This is a genomic window from Pseudomonas sp. xss_4 (assembly GCF_043104125.1).
Taxonomy (GTDB): Bacteria; Pseudomonadota; Gammaproteobacteria; order Pseudomonadales; family Pseudomonadaceae; genus Aquipseudomonas; species Aquipseudomonas parafulva_B.
The window spans coordinates 14,069-33,765 of the sequence record NZ_JBICKJ010000011.1 but is presented as its reverse complement, the minus strand read 5'-3'; the positions used below and the strand labels follow the sequence as shown (position 1 = coordinate 33,765).

The window sequence follows — 19,697 nt, the reverse complement described above, 5'->3', positions numbered from 1 at the left end:
AACCACGTGAGAAAGTGACATGCTCAAGACCCTCTTCACGGCTTCCCATGCCCGTTCCGCCCTGCTGCTCGCCGCAGGTTTCAGCACTGTCCTGGTCGCCGGCTGCTCCAGCTCGCCGGTGTCCAAGGTGGGTGCCACGACCAAGGTCGAGTACTACCCGAGCTGCTACGAGCCGGTGCAGCACCTGCGTTCCACCGACGGTGACATGACCCGCTCGGTGGCCAGCGGTGCGGTCATCGGCGCCCTCGGCGGTGCCTTGACCGGCGCCCTGATCGACGGCGACAACCGCGGTCGCAATGCCGCCATCGGTGCAGCAGGTGGTGCCCTGGTGGGTGGCGCCGCCGGCTACTACACCGAGCGCCAGAAGCAGATCAGCGACGACAAGCAGCGCATCGCCTCGTACGCCACCGACATTGACAAGAGCGCCGCCGACCTGGACCGCACTACGGCCTATGCCAAGGCTTCGCAAAGCTGCTACCAGCGTGAGTTCACCAGCCTGATCGCAGGCCGCAAGGCCAACCGCATCAACGACACCGAAGGGCGCAAGCGCCTGGCCGAGATCGTCTCGGGCCTGCAGGAGTCGAACAAGCTGCTGGCCACCGTCAATGGCCGCGTCGCGGAAAACCTCGACAGCTACACCCAGGCCTACGAGCAGGACCTCAAGCAGGTCGGCGTGGCGCGTACCGAAGTCGCCACCGTGGCCGCACCGGCCAAGACCACCGGCAAGAAGACCCAGGCCAAGAAGGTCAACAAGGCCGTGCCGCAAGAGGCCGTAGCCACCGAGAAGACCCTGCAGAAGGCCGCCACCAAGAAGGCCGAGGCCCAACAGGTGGCCAACGCTGGCGTGGACCAGGTCAACAAGATGTGCCGCAGCCCCGACATGGGTGACTGGGCGCCGGTACCGTGCCCGAACGTGTAATCCCACGCTGCGTTGCGCTCGCGCCGCTGCACCCGCAGCCCGTGTGCAGGTCGCCTGACCTGCCTGGGCCGCGGTTGCGCCGGCGCAGCGGCTTTTTGAAACTAGGAGAGTTGTTGTGACAGACCTGATGACCGACGTGCTCGGCGGCTACCGGCAGCAAATGGCACGCCAGCGGTTGTTGCTGACCCTCGACCAGCAGAAGCTATTCAGGGCCATTGATTCCGACCCGGGTATCGTTGGCGCGGGTGTTGTCTACATCGATGCCCAGTACAACGTGATCGTCCTGCGCGAATTCAAGCCGATCTGCAGCATCGCGCCCAAGCGCGTGATTTTGCAGGAGGCGCCACCTTACAAGTCACCTGAACAGTTCATGACCCAGCTGCAGACCGGCGCTCGTGAGCGCAAGGTGATGGCAGAGGCCGTGAACGCCAGTTTGAGTTGCCTGTCGGCCTACCTGGGTTGGGTCGTCATGTTCAGCGGCACCATTGCCGTACCTTTCACTGGCGGCGCCAGCATGGTGTTGACGGCGGTCGGTTATGCCGCCGCAGCGGCAGGGACCGGGCAGTGCATGATGGGCGGGTATCGGGTGTTCAACGAAGTGTTCGACCCTGGGCAGAACGACTGGCTCGACAGTAATGACACGGTCCAGACGGTAATGAGCATACTCGACGGCGTAGCGCTGGCCGGTGTGGGCGCATCGAGCCTGACCACCGTGCGTTTCCTGCAGGCACGCAAAGCGGCGACCGGCAAGGGCTGGAGAGAGCTGTTCCAGAGCCTGTCGCGGCAGCAGCGCAAGGCCCTGGCCGAGGAACTTCTGCAGATCAAGCACCCGTCGCTCACCGCCAAGCAGCTGAAGCTGAAGCAGGCGGCGGGTACCGCGATCAAGCGTTTCACCCCCACCCAAATCCAGCACGCCACGCATACCTTGATCAAGGACTCGATTGGCGGCTTGTCGGGTTTTGCCAGCAGTAGCTTCGTGCAGTCGGTTGCCGTGGGGCTTTATGAGGAAATTGACGAATGACCCATGGCCAGGAACTGCAAGCATTCCTTTCCCGTTATTTCGGCGTGTTCATTGCCGAGTTTTTCTTTTCCTGCATGGCGCTGGGCGGTACCGTCTCGCTGGTGTTCTCCACCTATATGCGCGGTTCAGACCCTGAACTCTCGGTGATGGTGCTGGCGGCAGCCGGTGTAGTGAGCGCCGCCTCGCATATCGCCATGGTGCGTGGCTTTGCCTGGGGCGTGCGCGGTGTGGTCGGCATCCTCGTGGTTGCCTTGCTCGCCGCATTGCCCAGCTACGGTTATCGCCCGCACATGGGGGGGTATATTTCCGTCCTGGTGTTCGGTTTGCTGGCTCTGCTGATCATCAACAGCCAGCGCTACCGGGACATGCGTGTTCGCCTGATGGAGTATCGGGACATCCGTAAATTCAACCGCCGGGTAGCGAAAGCCGGTAAATGACACCTTTGTGTTGATGTAACGAGGCTATCTGAATGAATCTGCGCCAAAAGCGTACCTGGCTTGGCGGTTTGCTGTTGCCCTTGCTCGCCGCCTGCAACGGGCACAAGGTCGAACGCGTCGTGGTGTATGAAAACGACGTCCATCACTGGCGCATCGAGCACGTGGTAGCGCACAACTGGCCTGCTGGGTCTCGCCAGTACTACGAGGTATTTCTCAAAGACCGCTTGCTGATCCTGCCCGCTAACACCTTCAACGACGTGCGCGACATCCGCGAGTTCATTGCCGCCGGCGGCTTCGATATCAGCAACTGGCGCAACGATACGGTCGTTGTGGCGTTCGAGAACGTGCAGGAGCGCAAGGGCGGCAACGAGCACTTTGTCCGCTCGCTGATGATCACCCCGACGCACCAGGAAGGGGAGGTGATACTGGCCGACATGACCACCCGCCAGCAGGTTGCCGTGCAGCGGGTGGAGCCGGGTGGTGATCACTAACGTGGGTGACGGCTTGCGCTGCAACCATAAGGTGAACAGCGGACTGAGGGGGAGTGACACCGGTCTCTCTGGTGCCATTAGCGCTTCCATCTGCTTTCCACTTGCGTGGCCTGAGCGCTCGACCCACTCTGGGCGGATAACGGCACTGCCAGGGACACGGGTCCCTGGCAACTCATGGCTCACGATGGTTCAAATTGGAACCCGATCCTTCCTTGCCATTCGACGATACAACACAACCGTCGAGCACAGCGCACACAGTGCAGCAAATGCGACCCAGTAAGCAGGCGCTGCTTTGTCACCGGTTTCATGGATCAACCAAGTCGACATGACCGGTGTGAAACCGCCGAACAGAGCCGTAGCCAAACTGTAGGCTAGGGAAAAGCCCGCTACCTTCACTTCGACTGGCATGATTTCCGTGAGCGCCGGGATCATCGCACCGTTGTACATCGCATAGAGGAAGGAGAACCACAGCAGTACCTCAAGCATGTGCGCGAAGCTTGCCGCATGGGCCAGGTAAGACAGTGCCGGGTAAGCGGTGAACAAGGTGAGTACGGTCATGGCGATCAGGATTGGTTTACGACCGAAACGGTCGCTGAGCGTGCCGCCGATGGGTAGCCAGATAAAGTTGGACACGCCTACCAGAAGCGTCACCAGCAGCGCGTCGTTTGCGCTCAGGTTGAGCACAGTCTTACCAAAGGTCGGCGCGTACACGGTGATCAGGTAGAAAGCGCTGGTGGTCATGGCGACCATCAACATGCCCGCGATGACTACCGATGAGTTGCGGCCGAGGGTGGCGATCACTTGCTTCATGGTCGGGCGATGCTGACGCTTCTCGAACGCTTCGGTTTCTTGCAGGTTACGGCGCAGGAAGAAGATGAACGGGATGATCAGGCAGGCAGCGGCGAACGGAATTCGCCAGCCCCACTCGCTGATCTCGGCCGGCGCCAGGCTTTGGTTCAGCCCGTAACCCAACGCAGCGGCGACCACGATGGCGACCTGTTGGCTGCCGGATTGCCAGCTGGTATAGAACCCTTTGCGACCTGGTGTAGCCATTTCGGCTAGATAGACCGATACCCCACCCAGTTCAGCACCGGCGGAGAAGCCTTGCAGCAAGCGGCCAAGTAGTACGAGCGCGGGTGCCCAATAGCCGATCGTGGCAAAGCCAGGGACCAGGACGATGAGCAGCGTGCCACTCGCCATGATTGACAGCGTGACGATAAGGCCTTTGCGGCGGCCCACATCGTCGATGTAAGCGCCCAGAATCACCGCCCCCAGTGGCCGCATGAGGAAACCGGCGCCGAACACCGCGAAGGTCATCATCAGCGAGGCGAATTCGCTGGAGGCTGGGAAGAAAGCTGAAGCGATTTGGGTGGCGTAGAAACCGAACAGGAAGAAGTCAAATTGTTCGAGGAAGTTACCAGATGTGACACGTAGAACCGCCGCGGCCTTGGACCGGGCGGGAGGCGAAGCGGGCATAGACGGTTCTCCAGCATAAATCTGTTCGTTTTTGAGCGGTCAAGCGCCTCGATTATGCTGGACACATCCTGAAATGCTTAATGAAACATTCTGATCACTGCAGCGCAGGGCGCACTCACGCGACACGAGAGCTAACAGGCGCTTGTACCCATTCGCAAAGGTCATCGTTTGACGAAAGAACCGATTTTCAGCCGCAGATTTGTCAGATCACTGGTCTTTTTCCAGGCTCCGGCTGCTTCTCCACGCCGGTACAACCCGCGTTGGCACCAGATAACGTTTTTGTCGCCAGGCAACAGGTGAGCGACCTCCGCTACATCGGCCGTAGACTTTCCGCCTGCTGTAGCACGTGTCGGAGGTGCAGTGAAGGGTTCAGCGTTGACTGGATTTCAGTACAAAAGCTGAATAAGAAAATTTCAGAGGGATTGAGTGCACAATGAGCTCATCCGGGCCTTGTGCACTCAATCAACATCGCTTGTAGCAGGAGGGTTCAGTTTAGTGTTGGTGAAAAAACTTCAGCCGGAAGTGAAAACCTACGCGCTTGAGGATCAATCCCAGCTCAACGCCCCACCGGTCTGATACTCGATCACCCGCGTCTCGAAGAAGTTCTTCTCCTTCTTCAAGTCCATGATCTCGCTCATCCACGGGAACGGGTTGGTCGTGCCTGGGTACTCTTCCTTCAGGCCGATCTGCGTCAGGCGACGGTTGGCGATGAACTTGAGGTAGTCCTCCATCATCGCTGCGTTCATGCCCAATACCCCGCGTGGCATGGTGTCACGGGCGTATTCGATCTCCAGCTGGGTCCCTTGCAGGATCATCTGGGTGGCTTCTTCCTTCATCGCCGCATCCCACAGGTGCGGGTTTTCGATCTTGATCTGGTTGATCACGTCGATACCGAAGTTCAAGTGCATCGACTCGTCACGCAGGATGTACTGGAACTGCTCGGCCACGCCAGTCATCTTGTTGCGGCGGCCCATGGACAGGATCTGGGTGAAGCCGCAATAGAAGAAGATGCCTTCCAGCACGCAGTAGTAGGCGATCAGGTTGCGCAGCAGTTCCTTGTCAGTCTCGACGGTGCCGGTGTTGAATTCCGGATCGGAGATGGCGCGGGTGTACTTAAGGCCCCAGGCCGCTTTTTTCGCGACCGACGGGATCTCGTGGTACATGTTGAAGATCTCGCCTTCATCCATGCCCAGCGACTCGATGCAGTACTGGTAGGCGTGGGTGTGGATCGCCTCCTCGAAGGCCTGGCGCAGGATGTACTGGCGGCACTCGGGGTTGGTGATCAGGCGGTATACGGCCAGGGCCAGGTTGTTGGCAACCAGCGAGTCGGCCGTGGAGAAGAAGCCCAGGTTGCGCATGACGATGCGGCGCTCGTCCTCGGTCAGGCCGTCCTGGCTCTTCCACAGGGCGATGTCGGCGGTCATGTTGACCTCCTGCGGCATCCAGTGGTTGGCGCAGCCGTCGAGGTACTTCTGCCAGGCCCAGTCGTACTTGAACGGGACCAGCTGGTTGAGGTCGGCGCGGCAGTTGATCATGCGCTTCTCATCCACCGCCACACGGGCGGAGGAGCCTTCCAGCTCAGCCAGGCCTTCGGCAACGTCCAAGGCGTCCAGGGCCGCCTTGGCGCGCTTGACGGCCTCGGAGTCCGACGCCGTGGCAGCCCGAGCTTCCAGGGCCGCGGCACCGCCGGCGCTGTCGAGCTTGTCGAGGGTGGCGGCGGCGTGTGCCTGCGCAGGGGTATTGCCTTTGGCGGCGATTTCGCCGTCATCTTCTTTATCGAATTCGTCCCAGCTCAGCATGGTGAGAGTCTCCTGCTCGAGGGCCATCTGTGGAGTATGGCCGGTAGATCTTGGTTGCGGTGCGGTGCACGCAAATCAGCGGTGCCCGTGGCGGGCTGGCCCCAGCGGCGCGGCTGCGGCTTTTGTATCGAGTAGCGGGGCGGCAGCGCCATACCCGCAGGCTTGCATACAGCTCTACAAAAAAGAGGCTTCCCGCAGGAAGCCTCGGCCTGGCCTTACTGGCAGGCTTCGCAGTCCGGCTCGTCGATCGCGCAGGCCTTGGGCACTGGCGCAGGGCCGGCTGCCTGGACCGGGGCGCTGTCGCCACCGCTGGACACGGCGTTAAGCTTGCCGGTGTTGATGGTCGACTTCTCGGTGCTGGTAGCGGCCAGGGCACGGAGGTAGTAGGTGGTTTTCAGACCACGGTACCAGGCCATGCGGTAGGTCACGTCCAGCTTCTTGCCCGAAGCACCGGCGATGTACAGGTTCAGCGATTGAGCCTGGTCGATCCACTTCTGACGACGGGAAGCGGCGTCGACGATCCACTTGGTTTCCACTTCGAAGGCCGTGGCGTACAGCTCCTTGAGCTCTTGTGGAATACGCTCGATCTGCTGTACCGAACCGTCGTAGTACTTCAGGTCGTTGATCATGACCGAGTCCCACAGGCCACGGGCCTTGAGGTCGCGAACCAGGTACGGGTTGATCACGGTGAACTCGCCCGACAGGTTCGATTTCACGTAAAGGTTCTGGTAGGTCGGCTCGATCGACTGCGACACGCCGGTGATGTTGGCGATGGTCGCGGTTGGCGCGATGGCCATGATGTTCGAGTTACGAATACCTTTCTGTACACGGGCACGGACCGGCGCCCAGTCCAGGGTTTCGTTCAGGTCGACGTCGATGTACTTCTGGCCACGGGCCTCGATCAGGATCTGTTGCGAGTCCAGCGGCAGGATGCCTTTGGACCACAGCGAGCCCTGGAACGTCTCGTAGGCACCGCGCTCATCGGCCAGGTCGCAGGAGGCCTGGATGGCGAAGTAGCTGACCGCTTCCATCGACTTGTCGGCGAATTCGACGGCAGCGTCGGAGCCGTAGGCGATGTGCTGCAGGTACAGCGCATCCTGGAAGCCCATGATGCCCAGGCCCACCGGACGATGCTTGAGGTTCGAGTTACGCGCTTGCGGCACCGAGTAATAGTTGATGTCGATCACGTTGTCGAGCATGCGCACGGCCGTGTTGACGGTGCGTTGCAGTTTGGCGGTGTCCAGCTTGCCATCGACAATGTGGTTCGGCAGGTTGATCGAGCCCAGGTTGCAGACCGCGATCTCGTCCTTGTTGGTGTTCAAGGTGATCTCGGTGCACAGGTTCGAGCTGTGCACCACGCCCACGTGCTGCTGAGGCGAGCGCAGGTTGCACGGGTCCTTGAAGGTCAGCCACGGGTGGCCGGTCTCGAACAGCATCGAGAGCATCTTGCGCCACAGGTCCTTGGCCTGGATGGTCTTGAACACCTTGATCTTGTTGTACTCGGTCAGGGCTTCGTAGTACTCGTAACGCTCTTCGAAGGCCTTGCCGGTCAGGTCGTGCAGGTCTGGCACTTCCGAGGGCGAGAACAGGGTCCACTTGCCGTCGTCGAAGACACGCTTCATGAACAGGTCAGGGATCCAGTTGGCAGTGTTCATGTCGTGGGTACGACGGCGATCATCACCGGTGTTCTTGCGCAGCTCGATGAATTCTTCGATGTCCAGGTGCCAGGTTTCCAGGTAGGCACACACAGCGCCCTTGCGCTTGCCGCCCTGGTTGACCGCAACAGCGGTGTCGTTCACGACTTTGAGGAACGGCACGACGCCCTGGGACTTGCCATTGGTGCCCTTGATGTAGGAGCCCAGTGCACGCACCGGCGTCCAGTCGTTGCCCAGGCCACCTGCGAATTTGGACAGCATGGCGTTGTCATGGATCGCGTGGTAGATGCCCGACAGGTCGTCCGGGACGGTGGTCAGGTAGCAGCTCGACAGCTGCGGGCGCAGGGTGCCGGCGTTGAACAGGGTCGGGGTCGAGGCCATGTAGTCGAAGGACGACAACAGGTTGTAGAACTCGATCGCGCGCGCTTCCTTGTCCTTTTCTTCCAGTGCCAGGCCCATGGCCACACGCATGAAGAACACCTGTGGCAGCTCGAAGCGCACGCCATCCTTGTGGATGAAGTAGCGGTCGTACAGGGTTTGCAGGCCCAGGTAGGTGAACTGCTGGTCACGCTCGTGATCGATGGCCTTGCCCAGGCGCTCCAGGTCATAGGCTGCCAGTGCCGGGTTGAGCAGCTCGAACTCCACACCCTTGGCGACGTAGGCCGGCAGGGCCTTGGCATACAAGTCGGCCATTTCGTGGTGCGTGGCGCTGTCGGCAACGTTCAGGAAGGCCAGGCCTTCGGCGCGCAGGGTGTCCATCAGCAGGCGAGCGGTGACAAACGAGTAGTTCGGCTCACGCTCGACCAGGGTGCGCGCAGTCATCACCAGGGCGGTGTTGACGTCCTTGATGGCCACGCCGTCGTACAGGTTCTTCAGGGTTTCGCGCTGGATCAGGTCGCCATCGACTTCGGCCAGGCCTTCGCAGGCTTCGCTGATGATGGTGTTCAGGCGCGCCATGTCCAGCGGCGCCAGGCTGCCGTCGGCCAGGGTGATGCGAATGCTTGGGTGCGGCTCGACCACGGCGTCGGTGCTGACGCGGGTGGCGCGCTCCTTGGCGCGCTGCTCACGGTAGATGACGTAGTCACGGGCGACTTTCTGCTCGCCGGCGCGCATCAGGGCCAGTTCGACCTGGTCCTGGATTTCTTCGATGTGGATGGTGCCACCCGATGGCATGCGACGCTTGAACGTGGCCGAGACCTGCTCGGTCAGGCGCGCGACGGTGTCGTGAATGCGCGACGAAGCGGCGGCGGTACCGCCTTCAACTGCGAGGAACGCCTTGGTGATGGCCACGGTGATCTTGTCGTCGGTGTAAGGGACGACAGTACCGTTACGCTTGATCACACGCAGTTGGCCAGGGGCAGTGGCGGCCAGATCCTGATTGGATTCGGCAACCTGCGGGGCCTTGGCCTGCGGGTTCTCGCGAGTCGTGTCGGTTTGCATGGGTGGGTGTCTCCACAGTTTCTATATTGATCAGGCGCCCAATTGGGCGCCCACCGTTCCGTCCACTTGCTCGATTGCCTGGCGGGGATGCGCAACGCAAGCGCATCCGTCCGCGCGGGCGTACCGACTTCGGGACAGACTCAGGAATAAGGGCAATGGCTTGCCGCTCCCTGGCCGAAGTCAAAAGTTCCGGGTTGCCGGAATCTGTTGCTGATGAGTGCCAGGCTCGCCTGGTGCACCCATGCCCGAACAAGGCCCTGGCAGGGCTTGCCTCGGTCGCCTCCGCAGGAGCGGTTTGGCTGCTGAAACCACCGTAAGTTCAGCCGAAAAATCCGATGATTTTGCGGGTTGACTTTTGTAAGTGATTTTGCACGAACCCCTATATCTAGTGGTTCGTCGCGATCGCGATACAAGATAATGCGGTATGGGGGTGTTTGCAAGGCGAGCGGCTGTGGATATCTTGTGGGTACTTTGTGAGTGAAACGTAAGTATTCGCTGTAGGCCTTGTGCCCACTGGTTTGAAGTATTTTTCTGCGTCTGCTTGCCGCTGGGCAGTTTTTTTCAGGGGCTGCCAACGCACTCGGATCTTTGTCCGCAGAACCATCCAGTGGGTTGGCTCGGCAGGGCCCTGGTCGTACTATCCAGGGAAAAACAGCACTAACAGGCCCTACGCCATGGATCCAACGCCACCGCGCATCCTCATTGTCGAAGACGATCAGCGTCTGGCCGAGCTGACCGCCGAATACCTGAGCGCCCAAGGGTACGCGGTCAGTGTCGATGGCGATGGTGCGCGTGCAGCGCGACGCATCATCGATACCCAGCCGGACCTGGTCATGCTGGATGTGATGTTGCCGGGGGAAGATGGCATGAGCATCTGTCGCCGCGTGCGCAGCCGATACCCTGGGCCCATCCTGATGCTCACGGCACGCACCGACGAGCTGGATCAGGTGCAAGGGCTGGACATCGGCGCAGACGACTACGTGTGCAAGCCCGTACGCCCCCGGCTGTTGCTGGCGCGCATCCAGGCCCTGCTGCGTCGCAGCGAGGCGCCTGCGGGCAAGCGCCAGGACCTGACCTTCGGCGCGCTGCGCATCGACAGCCGGGTGCGTGAGGCGTGGCTCGGCGAGCGGCAGATCGAGCTTACGGGCGCCGAATTCGACCTGCTGTGGCTGCTGGCCAGCAACGCTGGCAAGGTACTGACCCGCGAACAGATATCCACGGCGCTGCGCGGTGTCGGCTATGACGGCCAGGACCGCTCCATCGACATACGCATTTCCCGCATCCGCCCTCGCATCGGCGACGACCCCATCCAACCCCGGTTGATCAAGACCCTGCGCAGCAAAGGCTATCTGTTTGTGGGCCAATGCCCGTGAACTCCATTTTCCTGCGCATTTACGGCGGCATGCTGGCGGTGCTGGTGCTGGTGGCGCTGCTGGGGGTGCTCAGCCTGCACCTGGTCAACGAAGTACGTGCCGCCCAGCATCGCGAGGGCCTGGCCCAAGGCACGTTCAGCCTCATGGCAGACAACCTGGCCTTGCAGAGCGACACCGAGCGCAAGCGTTCCCTGCTGCTGTGGGGGCGGCTGCTGGGGGTGCCGCTGCAATTGCAGCCCATGTCGGCCTTCGCCCTCGATGGCACACAACGCGCGCGCCTGTACCGCAGCCTCGTGGTGGTCGAGAAGACCGGCCCGCATGCGGCTCGGGTGTTGCGCAGGGTAGGGCAGCAGGACCTGCTGCTGGTCGCCCAGGTCAGGCAGATCAGCGAGCAACTGGCCCGCGCGACCCTCTACTTGCTGGCCGACGAGTTGGTGCGTTACCCGGTGACCGAACAGCAGCAGCGCCTGGAGCAGATCAAGCGCGACAAGGGCTTCGGGTTCGGGGTTGCCCTGCAGCGCATCGAGCGGGCCAGCCTGGATGACGATCAGCGGCGCCGGGTGGAGGAGGGTGACACGGTGATGGCGCTGGGCATGGATGGCGATTCCATACGCGTGTTCGCCGGGCTCTCCGGCTCGCCGTGGGTACTGGAGATCGGGCCCTTGCACCAGCTCAACCCTTACCCACCCCAGTTGCTGGTATTGATCACCCTGGTTGGGCTGAGCCTGATTGGCCTGGTGGTCTACCTGCTGGTGCGCCAACTGGAGCGGCGCGTGTCCGGCCTGGCGCTGGCCGCGGCGGGCATCGCCCAGGGCAGCCTGGACACACGCGTCCCCGCAGGCGATGCCGACTCGGTCGGGCGCCTGGCCGCTGCATTCAATGGCATGGCCGAGCACTTGCAGCGCTCGCTGTCCATGCAGCGCGAGCTGGTGCGTGCCGTGTCGCACGAGCTGCGCACCCCCGTGGCCCGCTTGCGCTTCGGTCTGGAAATGGTCGAAAGCGCCGCCACCGAGCAGGCCCGCGCCAAGCACCTTGCCGGCATGGACGGCGACATCCAGGACCTGGACAAGCTGGTCGACGAAATGCTCACCTACGCGCGCCTCGAGCAGGGCGCTCCGGCGCTGACATTCCAGCGTATCGACCTGGATGCCTTACTCGATCAGGTCATTGCCGAATTGGCTCCACTGCGCCGTGAGATACGCCTGCTGCGAGGCGATTGCCAGGGCGTCGAAGGCGAGACCTCCTGGGTCGAGGCAGAACCCCGCTACCTGCACCGCGCCGTGCAGAACCTGGTGAGCAATGCCCTGCGCCATGCCGAGCATGAGGTGCGCGTGCGCTACCAGCTAGGCCCGCAGGTCTGCCGTATCGATGTGGAAGATGACGGCCCAGGCATCCCGGAAGGGGTGTGGGACCGCATCTTCACGCCGTTCATGCGCCTGGACGACAGCCGGACCCGGGCCTCCGGTGGCCATGGCCTGGGTTTGTCGATCGTGCGCCGTATCATCTATTGGCACGCAGGCCGTGCCACGGTAGGCCATGGCAAGGCCCTGGGAGGCGCCTGTTTCAGCCTCGCCTGGCCGCGGCAACAGGCGCCGTTGTAGGCCTCAGGCGCTGACCAGGCTCAGCAAATGGCCGTCCTGCAGGCAGAATTGCCCCTGCAATTGATCGCCCTTGCGCCATTGGGCGGACAGGTCGGTGAGCAGGCGCAGCGTGGCCAGCCCTTCAGCGGACCATTCGAGCAGCTCGGCATGTTCGAAGTAAAAGCGCTGACCAGTGAGGGGGTAGAGCGTCTTGAACAGGCTTTCCTTCAGCGAGAAGGTCAGGGTCACGGCCAGGCCCAACTGCCGGTGGTCCAGGCGCTCCAGCTCCATCGGCGTGAGGATCTCGCCCATCAGGCGCTCGGCGCGCTCGTCATCGAGCAGCGCTTCCTGATCCAGCCCCAGCCCGCGACAGCTGCTTTGGGCGGCAACCACCGCCGCCGCCCAGCCTTTACCGTGGGTAATCGAGCCCCGGATACCGGCAGGCCAGATGGGGGAGCGGTCTTGGTGGGTGGTGGGCACGTAGTCCCGGCCATCCAACTGCTGCAATGCAGCACGCGCGCATACCCGTCCGGCGACATATTCAGCCTGGCGCTTGGCGACTGAACGTAGCAGGCCCGCACTGGGTACGATGCCAGCACGCGCGAAATCGTCCGGGGTAATGCTTGTGGGGTCGAAGGCGCAACTGACCAGCACCGCGCCAGGCAGGGGGCGGGGCAAGGGCCAGTGTTGCCGAAGCGAGGTACAGCAGGCAGGAAGGGTAGTCATGCGCGGTATTGTGCCAGCTGAGCAGGGGTTGCGGGAGGTGCAGGGCGATGCTGCCCGGCACATGGGCGAAGTTTTCAACACAAGCATGAAGACGCGCCCAGTGTTGCCTACCTGTCACGGTGAGCGCTGGCATCCCATCATGGCTGCCCCGTGTGATCACTCATTGAACACTTGCTTGAAGAACGCCTGCATGTCTGCCCAGGAGCGGTCGTCGGCTGCCTTGTCATAACCAATGTCCGGGCCGCCGTGATCCCCATGGCTCAGTCGGTCGGCATCAGGGTTGGTGAACCCGTGCTTGGCCCCATCGAGGCTGACGAAGCGGTAATTCACCTTCGCCGCGTCCATCTCCGCCTTGAAGGCCTGCACTTGTTCGGCCGTCACCATGCTATCTGCCGCGCCGTGCTCCACCAGAATCGCCGCCCTCACCACCCCAGGCTTTGCTGGAGTAGCGGTAGCCAGGGCGCCATGGAAACTCACCACCCCGTCAAGCTTCTCGCCGCGCCTGGCGGCATCGAGTACCACCTTGCCGCCAAAGCAGTACCCCACAGCGCCCAGGTCATGCTTGTTGGTGTTGGGCTGCAGCTTGAGCAACGCCAGCCCGGCGTCGAAACGCCTGGCAGCAGCCTTGGGGTCCTTGAGTGCTGCCGCCATGAACGCCTGGGCGTCTTGAGGGTGCTCGGTGTGCTTGCCGTCACCGTACATATCGATAGCCAGGGCGTTGTAACCCAGCGCTGCCAAGTCCCGGGCGCGCCGTTTGGCATAGTCATTGAGCCCCCACCACTCATGCACCACCACGATGCCAGGCCGCTTGCCGGTGACGGCGTCGTCATAGGCGTAATAGCCCACCAGCCGGTTGCCGTCGGCATCCTGATAGGGAATCTCGCGGGTCTGTACCGCCGCCTGGGCGAAGGCGGCGGTACACATCAAGGTCAAGGCCAGCAAGGCGCGCATGGTGACTACTCCTGGATTGCGATCGGTTCGTTCAGTCAATGTTCAGCAGGGGTTCAGTCGAGGTTCAGTGTGCCCTGCTTACTCTAGCTTCCAGACCTCAACAGCGCACTCGACTGGAGTAACCTCACCATGAAAACATTCAACACCCTGCTTGCCGCCGTAGCCGTCTGCGCCGCTGGCATGACCAGCGCCCAGGCGGCCGACGAAAACTTCGCCAGCCTCACCTACGGCCAGACCAGCGACAAGGTTCGCAAGTCAGGCCTGCTGCAGCGCAACACCGACCACCTCAACACCGACGGCGTGATCGCCAAGGACGGTACCTGGGGCGTGCGCCTGGGCCGTATCAATGACCAAGGTCGCTACTACATGACCTACGACAACGTCTCCGGTGACCACAGCGGCTTGAAACTTCGCCAGGAAAACCTGCTGGGCAGCTATGACCTGTTCCTGCCCGTAGGCGATACCACCAAGCTGTTCGGCGGCGGTACCCTGGGCATGACCAAGCTGTCCCAGGAATCGCCAGGCCTGAGCCGCGACACCGACTACGGTTACGCCTACGGCCTGCAGGCAGGCGTCATCCAGGACATTACCGACAAGGCCTCGGTCGAACTGGGCTACCGTTACCTGCGCACCAATGCCGCCACCGAAGTCAGCCCCCACGGCGCGCCGAAGGCCGGTACATTGCGCCTGAGCAGCAGCGCGCAGACCTATCTGGCGGCTTCCTACAAGTTCTGACCTGCCCGTCGCGTTATCCTGTAGCGACCCAGGTCTGGCAAGCCAGCTCCAACCAGTGCCATGCTGGGCCATCGGGCCGGTAGGCGCACGCGGTGGGGCTGGCTTGTCAGCATTGGGCACCGTACAGGCACATCCATCAAGGAGCTGCACATGAAACTGCTGGTGGTCGAGGACGAAGCCTTGCTTCGCCATCACCTCTATACCCGCCTGGGGGAAAGTGGCCACGTGGTCGAGGCGGTCGCCAATGCCGAGGAAGCGTTGTACCAGGCCGAGCAGTACCACTTCGACCTGGCAGTGGTCGACCTGGGGCTGCCGGGCATCAGTGGTCTGGAGCTGATCACGCGCCTGCGCAACCAGGCCAAGACCTTCCCCATCCTCATCCTCACTGCCCGCGGCAACTGGCAGGACAAGGTCGAAGGGCTGGCCGCTGGCGCCGACGACTACCTGGTCAAGCCGTTCCAGTTCGAAGAACTGGAGGCGCGCCTCAATGCGCTGCTGCGCCGCTCCAGCGGCTTTACCCAGTCAACCATCGCCGCCGGCCCGTTGGTCCTGGACCTCAATCGCAAGCAGGCCACGCTCGACGAGCAGCCACTGGGCCTGACCGCCTATGAATACCGCATCCTTGAGTACCTGATGCGTCATCACCAGCAGGTGGTGGCCAAGGATCGCCTGATGGAGCAGCTCTACCCTGGCGATGAAGAGCGTGATCCGAACGTCATCGAAGTGCTCATCGGGCGCTTGCGGCGCAAGCTCGAAGGCGAATGCGGCTTCAAGCCCATCGATACCGTGCGCGGGCTTGGCTACCTGTTCACCGAGCGCTGCCGATGATTCGATCCCTGCGCGTGCGCCTGATGCTGGCCGCTGCCGTGTTGGCGGTGCTGTTCATGCTGGCGCTGCTGCCAGCCTTGCAGAAAGCCTTCAGCCTTGCCTTGCAGGAATCGATCGAGCAACGCCTAGCCTCGGACGTGACTACACTGATCTCGGCGGCGCGTATCGAAAACGGGCAGCTGCAGATGCCGGCGCTGTTGCCTGACGAGCGCTTCAACCTGCCCTATACCGGCCTGCTGGGGTACATCTTCGACCGCAGTGGCCACCTGGTCTGGCAGTCCCGGGCCACGGCAGCGCAGAACATCAACTACCAGCCTCGCTACGATGGCCGCGGAAACGAGTTCGCCCGCATCCACCAGGCCAACGGTGAGGAATTCTTCGTCTATGACGTCGAGATAAAGCTGCTGGGCGGCAAGAGTGCTGCCTTCAGCATCGTGGCCCTGCAGCCAGTACGCGACTACCAGCGCACCCTCGACGGCCTGCGTGAAAAACTCTACCTGGGCTTCGGCGCTGCCTTGCTGGCACTGCTGGCGCTGCTCTGGGCAGGGTTGACCTGGGGGTTGCGCTCGCTGCGCCGGCTCAGCCGCGAGCTCGACGATCTGGAATCCGGCGCGCGGGACGGCCTGAGTACCCAGCACCCCCGCGAACTGCTGCGCCTGACCGGTTCGCTGAACCGCCTGCTGCAAAGCGAGCGCGAGCAACGCCAGCGTTACCGGGACTCGCTGGACGACCTGGCGCACAGCCTGAAGACGCCCTTGGCCGTGTTGCAGGGGGTGGGCGAAAGCCTGCAGCAGCACAACGGCGAGCGCGAGCAGGCCAGGGTCCTGCAGAGCCAGATCGAACGCATGAGCCAGCAGATCGACTATCAACTGCAACGCGCCAGCCTGCGCAAGAGCGGCCTGGTGCGCCATAGCGTGGTGCTACGCCCCTTGCTCGACAGCCTGTGCAGCACGCTGGCCAAGGTCTATCGCGACAAGCACGTGGAGGTGACCTTGCAGGTGCCAGACCAGGCACGGGTGCCCGTGGAGCAGGGCGCATTGCTCGAACTGCTGGGTAACCTTCTGGAAAACGCCTACCGCCTGAGCCTGGGCCAGATAAGGGTAAGCCTGTTCAGAGAAGCCGGACGGCTGACCCTGTGTATCGAAGATGACGGCCCAGGCGTGCCCGCCGATCAGCGCCAGCGCATTCTGGAGCGCGGCGAGCGGCTGGACAGCCAGCACCCGGGGCAAGGCATTGGCCTGGCTGTGGTGAAGGACATCATCGACAGCTACGATGCCGAACTGAGCCTCGATGACTCGACGCTTGGTGGCGCCGCCTTCCGTATCACCTTCAATCTGGAATGAGCCCAGGCGGTTTTCCGCCATCTGGGCCGCTCCAGTTCCGCCAGCGGGCGGAAACCCGCCACCCTTGCTCAGGTTTCGCCCCGCCGTTGGGCATGGAAAGCCAGCAATAGCCCAGCCTGCACCCGGTTTGGGCATTTTGGCATCACCCTTGCTATCGCTATTGGCAGAGGCCTCAACAGGCAGCTCTACCACAACGACAAATCCCTCCAAGTGCAGGAGGGTTAGCGATTCAGGTGCTGCACCCCTGGAACAGGGTGGCGCGGCACACTTGAGGAAAAACAGCCATGACGACACGTCAGCCGCTTTACAAATCCCTGTATGTCCAGGTGTTGGTTGCCATCACCATCGGTATTCTGCTCGGCCATTACTACCCGGAAACGGGTGTTGCCCTCAAACCCTTGGGTGATGGCTTCGTCAAACTGATCAAGATGGTCATCGCCCCGATCATCTTCTGCACCGTGGTCAGCGGTATCGCCGGCATGCAGAGCATGAAATCCGTCGGCAAGACGGGCGGCTATGCGTTGCTGTATTTCGAAATCGTCTCCACCATCGCGCTGATCATCGGCCTGGTGGTGGTCAACGTGGTCAAGCCCGGCGCGGGCATGCACATCGACGTCAGCACCCTCAATGCCAGCAGCGTGGCCGCCTATGCTGCCGCCGGCGCGCAGCAGACCACCGTAGGCTTCCTGCTCAACGTCATCCCCAATACCGTGGTCGGTGCCTTCGCCAACGGCGACATCCTGCAAGTACTGATGTTCTCGGTGCTGTTCGGCTTCGCCCTGCATCGCCTGGGCAGCTACGGCAAGCCGTTCCTGGACATGATCGATCGCTTCGCCCATGTCATGTTCAACATCATCAACATGATCATGAAGCTGGCCCCGATCGGTGCCTTCGGCGCCATGGCCTTCACCATCGGCCAGTACGGCGTGGGCTCGCTGGTGCAGCTCGGCTACCTGATGGCGTGCTTCTACATCACCTGCCTGCTGTTCGTGCTGGTGGTGCTCGGTGGCATCTGCCGCGCCCACGGTTTCAGCGTCCTGAAGCTGATCCGCTACATCCGTGAAGAACTGCTGATCGTGCTGGGCACCTCCTCGTCCGAGTCCGCGCTGCCGCGCATGCTGGCCAAGATGGAGCGCCTGGGTGCCAAGAAGTCCGTGGTAGGCCTGGTCATCCCGACCGGTTATTCGTTCAACCTGGACGGCACCTCGATCTACCTGACCATGGCTGCGGTGTTCATCGCCCAGGCCACCGACACCCCGATGGACATCACCCACCAGATCACCCTGCTGCTGGTGCTGCTGGTCGCTTCCAAAGGCGCCGCCGGTGTTACCGGTTCGGGCTTCATCGTACTGGCGGCCACGCTGTCGGCTGTTGGCCACTTGCCGGTTGCCGGCCTGGCCCTGATCCTGGGTATCGACCGCTTCATGTCCGAAGCACGTGCCTTGACCAACCTGGTGGGCAACGCCGTTGCCACCGTGGTCGTGGCCAAGTGGGTCAAGGAGATGGACAACGACACGCTGGCGTCGGAGTTGGCTTCCGGTGGCGGTCCGCTGATCGACACCCGTCCAACCGATGACCTGGGCGTTGCCGAAGGTCCTGCGCGTTGATCGCAACGTAACGGCACAAAAAAAGGCGACCCGACGGGTCGCCTTTTTCATGGGCGGCAGTTCGTGCCTGCGGCCGATGGCGGCAGCACAACCTCCAGGTGCGGCCCTATTGCACCTTCAAGCCAGCACCACCTCAAGCACGCAGATCACATCCGTCTGCGGGTAGTGCCACCTGACCTGCACATCCCAGAACTTCACCCCATACACCCGTTCGGCCACAGGCACCTGATAGGCCGGCCGTGGGTCTTGCGCCAGGCATTGCTCGATCAGTGCCACCAGGGGCTCGCCCAGCCGCAACGCATGCTCGCGGGCCTGGGGCAGGGCGCTGTTGGCCCACTGCACGGGAATGGCGACTGGCGCAGCGCTGGCCATGTGGTTATGGGCACCCTCGACACTGTCGGCATAGGGTACGTAAGGCTTGATGTCCAGCACCGGCGTGCCGTCAAGCAGGTCGATGCCTGACAGCAGCAAGCGGCCAGGTTCAACACCCTCCAGCCGCACCACCGACTGGCCGATGCCGTTGGGCCGGTGGGTGGCGCGGGTGGCGAACACGCCCATGCTCTTGTTGCCCCCCAGGCGCGGTGGGCGCACCTTGAGCCTGGGTTTTTCTTCCAGGGCCTGGTGGAACAGAAACAGCAGCCAGACGTGGCTGACCTGTTCCAGCCCTTCGACCGCCTCGGGTTGGTCGAAGGGGGGCAGCAGTTCCAGCACACCGCGTGCGGCCGGTGCCAGCTGCGGCTGGCGTGGAATGGCGAACTTCTCCATGAAGCAGGAGCGCACGATCCCCACCGGCGCCACCGTATGCTGCATGACCATTCAGCCGTGCACGCGCTGGGTCAGGCCCTTGAGGAAATTGCGCAGCAACTGGTCGCCGCACGGGCGGTAGTTGTCATGGCCGGCCTTGCGAAACAGTGCGCTGAGCTCAGGTTTGCTGACGGGGAAATCGACCGATTTCAAGATCGCGTGCAGGTCGTCTTCCTTCAGTTCGAAGGCCACGCGCAGCTTCTTCAGGATCTGGTTGTTGGTAACCGGCAGCTCGACAGGTTGTGCCGGACGGCTTTCGTCCTTGCCGCGACGGTAGATGACCAGGCCGTCAAGAAAGTGCGCCATGACCCGGTCCGGGCAGCGCACAAAGCCTGGCTCTTCTTCTTTCTTCACATAGGTCGCCAGGACGACAGGGTTCACGTCCAGGCCGGTCAAACCGATGATCTCGGCCATCTTGGCGTCATTGACTTTCAACATGTAGCGCAGGCTGCGCAGGACGTCATTGTGGTTCATTGCTGCAAAATCCTGTTCTTGTGCCGCACGTCATCGCG

General features: G+C 62.3%; 17 protein-coding genes. 10 read left to right on the top strand and 7 right to left on the bottom strand.

Translation table 11 applies throughout. From position 1 onward, the window contains the following. The first annotated feature begins 19 nt into the window (after positions 1–19). The 4 genes from tagQ to ACF8GB_RS01070 all read left to right on the top strand — a co-directional run bounded on the left by tagQ (position 20) and on the right by ACF8GB_RS01070 (position 2,868). Positions 20–919, top strand: coding sequence for a type VI secretion system-associated lipoprotein TagQ (gene tagQ / locus ACF8GB_RS01085; RefSeq protein ID WP_196142241.1), 900 nt, complete (start codon positions 20–22; stop codon positions 917–919). Positions 920–1,046: 127 nt separating this feature from the next. Further along, positions 1,047–1,940, top strand: coding sequence for an NAD synthetase (locus tag ACF8GB_RS01080; RefSeq protein ID WP_078479393.1), 894 nt, complete (start codon positions 1,047–1,049; stop codon positions 1,938–1,940). Further along, positions 1,937–2,377: a hypothetical protein gene (locus ACF8GB_RS01075; protein ID WP_058638522.1), complete on the top strand. Its 441-nt coding sequence runs from the start codon at positions 1,937–1,939 to the stop codon at positions 2,375–2,377. The genes ACF8GB_RS01080 and ACF8GB_RS01075 overlap by 4 nt, the downstream gene beginning before the upstream one ends. Before the next feature lie 32 nt (positions 2,378–2,409). Then, positions 2,410–2,868, top strand: a complete 459-nt coding sequence (locus tag ACF8GB_RS01070; RefSeq protein ID WP_058638521.1) for a hypothetical protein — start codon at positions 2,410–2,412, stop codon at positions 2,866–2,868. Between the two features lie 189 nt (positions 2,869–3,057). Here ACF8GB_RS01070 and ACF8GB_RS01065 read toward each other — a convergent pair whose 3' ends face one another. The 3 genes from ACF8GB_RS01065 to ACF8GB_RS01055 all read right to left on the bottom strand — a co-directional run bounded on the left by ACF8GB_RS01065 (position 3,058) and on the right by ACF8GB_RS01055 (position 9,238). After that, positions 3,058–4,344, bottom strand: a complete 1,287-nt coding sequence (locus ACF8GB_RS01065; RefSeq protein ID WP_058638520.1) for an MFS transporter — start codon at positions 4,342–4,344, stop codon at positions 3,058–3,060. Positions 4,345–4,889: 545 nt separating this feature from the next. After that, positions 4,890–6,143 (bottom strand): ribonucleotide-diphosphate reductase subunit beta, encoded by a 1,254-nt coding sequence (locus ACF8GB_RS01060; protein ID WP_058604336.1) that lies wholly within the window; start codon positions 6,141–6,143, stop codon positions 4,890–4,892. A 215-nt stretch (positions 6,144–6,358) separates the two neighbouring features. Continuing rightward, entirely contained in the window at positions 6,359–9,238 is a 2,880-nt protein-coding gene (locus ACF8GB_RS01055; protein ID WP_027914193.1) for a ribonucleoside-diphosphate reductase subunit alpha, read from the bottom strand. A gap of 674 nt (positions 9,239–9,912) precedes the next feature. Between ACF8GB_RS01055 and ACF8GB_RS01050 the strand changes: the two genes are divergently transcribed. Continuing rightward, positions 9,913–10,611, top strand: coding sequence for a response regulator (locus ACF8GB_RS01050; RefSeq protein ID WP_392526444.1), 699 nt, complete (start codon positions 9,913–9,915; stop codon positions 10,609–10,611). A 29-nt stretch (positions 10,612–10,640) separates the two neighbouring features. Continuing rightward, positions 10,641–12,212: an ATP-binding protein gene (locus tag ACF8GB_RS01045; protein WP_182139888.1), complete on the top strand. Its 1,572-nt coding sequence runs from the start codon at positions 10,641–10,643 to the stop codon at positions 12,210–12,212. Between the two features lie 3 nt (positions 12,213–12,215). Here the strand turns inward: ACF8GB_RS01045 and ACF8GB_RS01040 are convergent, their stop codons facing one another. Further along, entirely contained in the window at positions 12,216–12,917 is a 702-nt protein-coding gene (locus ACF8GB_RS01040; RefSeq protein WP_058638517.1) for a 4'-phosphopantetheinyl transferase, read from the bottom strand. A gap of 156 nt (positions 12,918–13,073) precedes the next feature. Next, positions 13,074–13,868 (bottom strand): dienelactone hydrolase family protein, encoded by a 795-nt coding sequence (locus ACF8GB_RS01035; protein WP_058604332.1) that lies wholly within the window; start codon positions 13,866–13,868, stop codon positions 13,074–13,076. Between the two features lie 129 nt (positions 13,869–13,997). Between ACF8GB_RS01035 and ACF8GB_RS01030 the strand changes: the two genes are divergently transcribed. The 4 genes from ACF8GB_RS01030 to ACF8GB_RS01015 all read left to right on the top strand — a co-directional run bounded on the left by ACF8GB_RS01030 (position 13,998) and on the right by ACF8GB_RS01015 (position 18,381). Further along, positions 13,998–14,603: an outer membrane beta-barrel protein gene (locus ACF8GB_RS01030; protein ID WP_023536250.1), complete on the top strand. Its 606-nt coding sequence runs from the start codon at positions 13,998–14,000 to the stop codon at positions 14,601–14,603. 150 nt (positions 14,604–14,753) lie between these two features. Continuing rightward, positions 14,754–15,431: a response regulator gene (locus tag ACF8GB_RS01025; RefSeq protein ID WP_023536231.1), complete on the top strand. Its 678-nt coding sequence runs from the start codon at positions 14,754–14,756 to the stop codon at positions 15,429–15,431. Beyond that, positions 15,428–16,774 (top strand): ATP-binding protein, encoded by a 1,347-nt coding sequence (locus tag ACF8GB_RS01020; protein WP_058638515.1) that lies wholly within the window; start codon positions 15,428–15,430, stop codon positions 16,772–16,774. The genes ACF8GB_RS01025 and ACF8GB_RS01020 overlap by 4 nt, the downstream gene beginning before the upstream one ends. 284 nt (positions 16,775–17,058) lie before the next feature. Then, positions 17,059–18,381: a dicarboxylate/amino acid:cation symporter gene (locus ACF8GB_RS01015; RefSeq protein WP_058604330.1), complete on the top strand. Its 1,323-nt coding sequence runs from the start codon at positions 17,059–17,061 to the stop codon at positions 18,379–18,381. A gap of 117 nt (positions 18,382–18,498) precedes the next feature. On the opposite strand, the gene tsaA is transcribed toward ACF8GB_RS01015, so the two are convergent. Both tsaA and ACF8GB_RS01005 read right to left on the bottom strand, forming a co-directional pair. Continuing rightward, complete coding sequence (gene tsaA, locus ACF8GB_RS01010) at positions 18,499–19,191, bottom strand: tRNA (N6-threonylcarbamoyladenosine(37)-N6)-methyltransferase TrmO (protein WP_058638541.1); 693 nt, start codon at positions 19,189–19,191, stop codon at positions 18,499–18,501. A 6-nt stretch (positions 19,192–19,197) separates the two neighbouring features. Further along, on the bottom strand, positions 19,198–19,659 hold the full coding sequence (locus tag ACF8GB_RS01005; protein ID WP_196126795.1) for a DUF1456 family protein: 462 nt from the start codon (positions 19,657–19,659) through the stop codon (positions 19,198–19,200). Between the last annotated feature and the right edge of the window lie 38 nt (positions 19,660–19,697).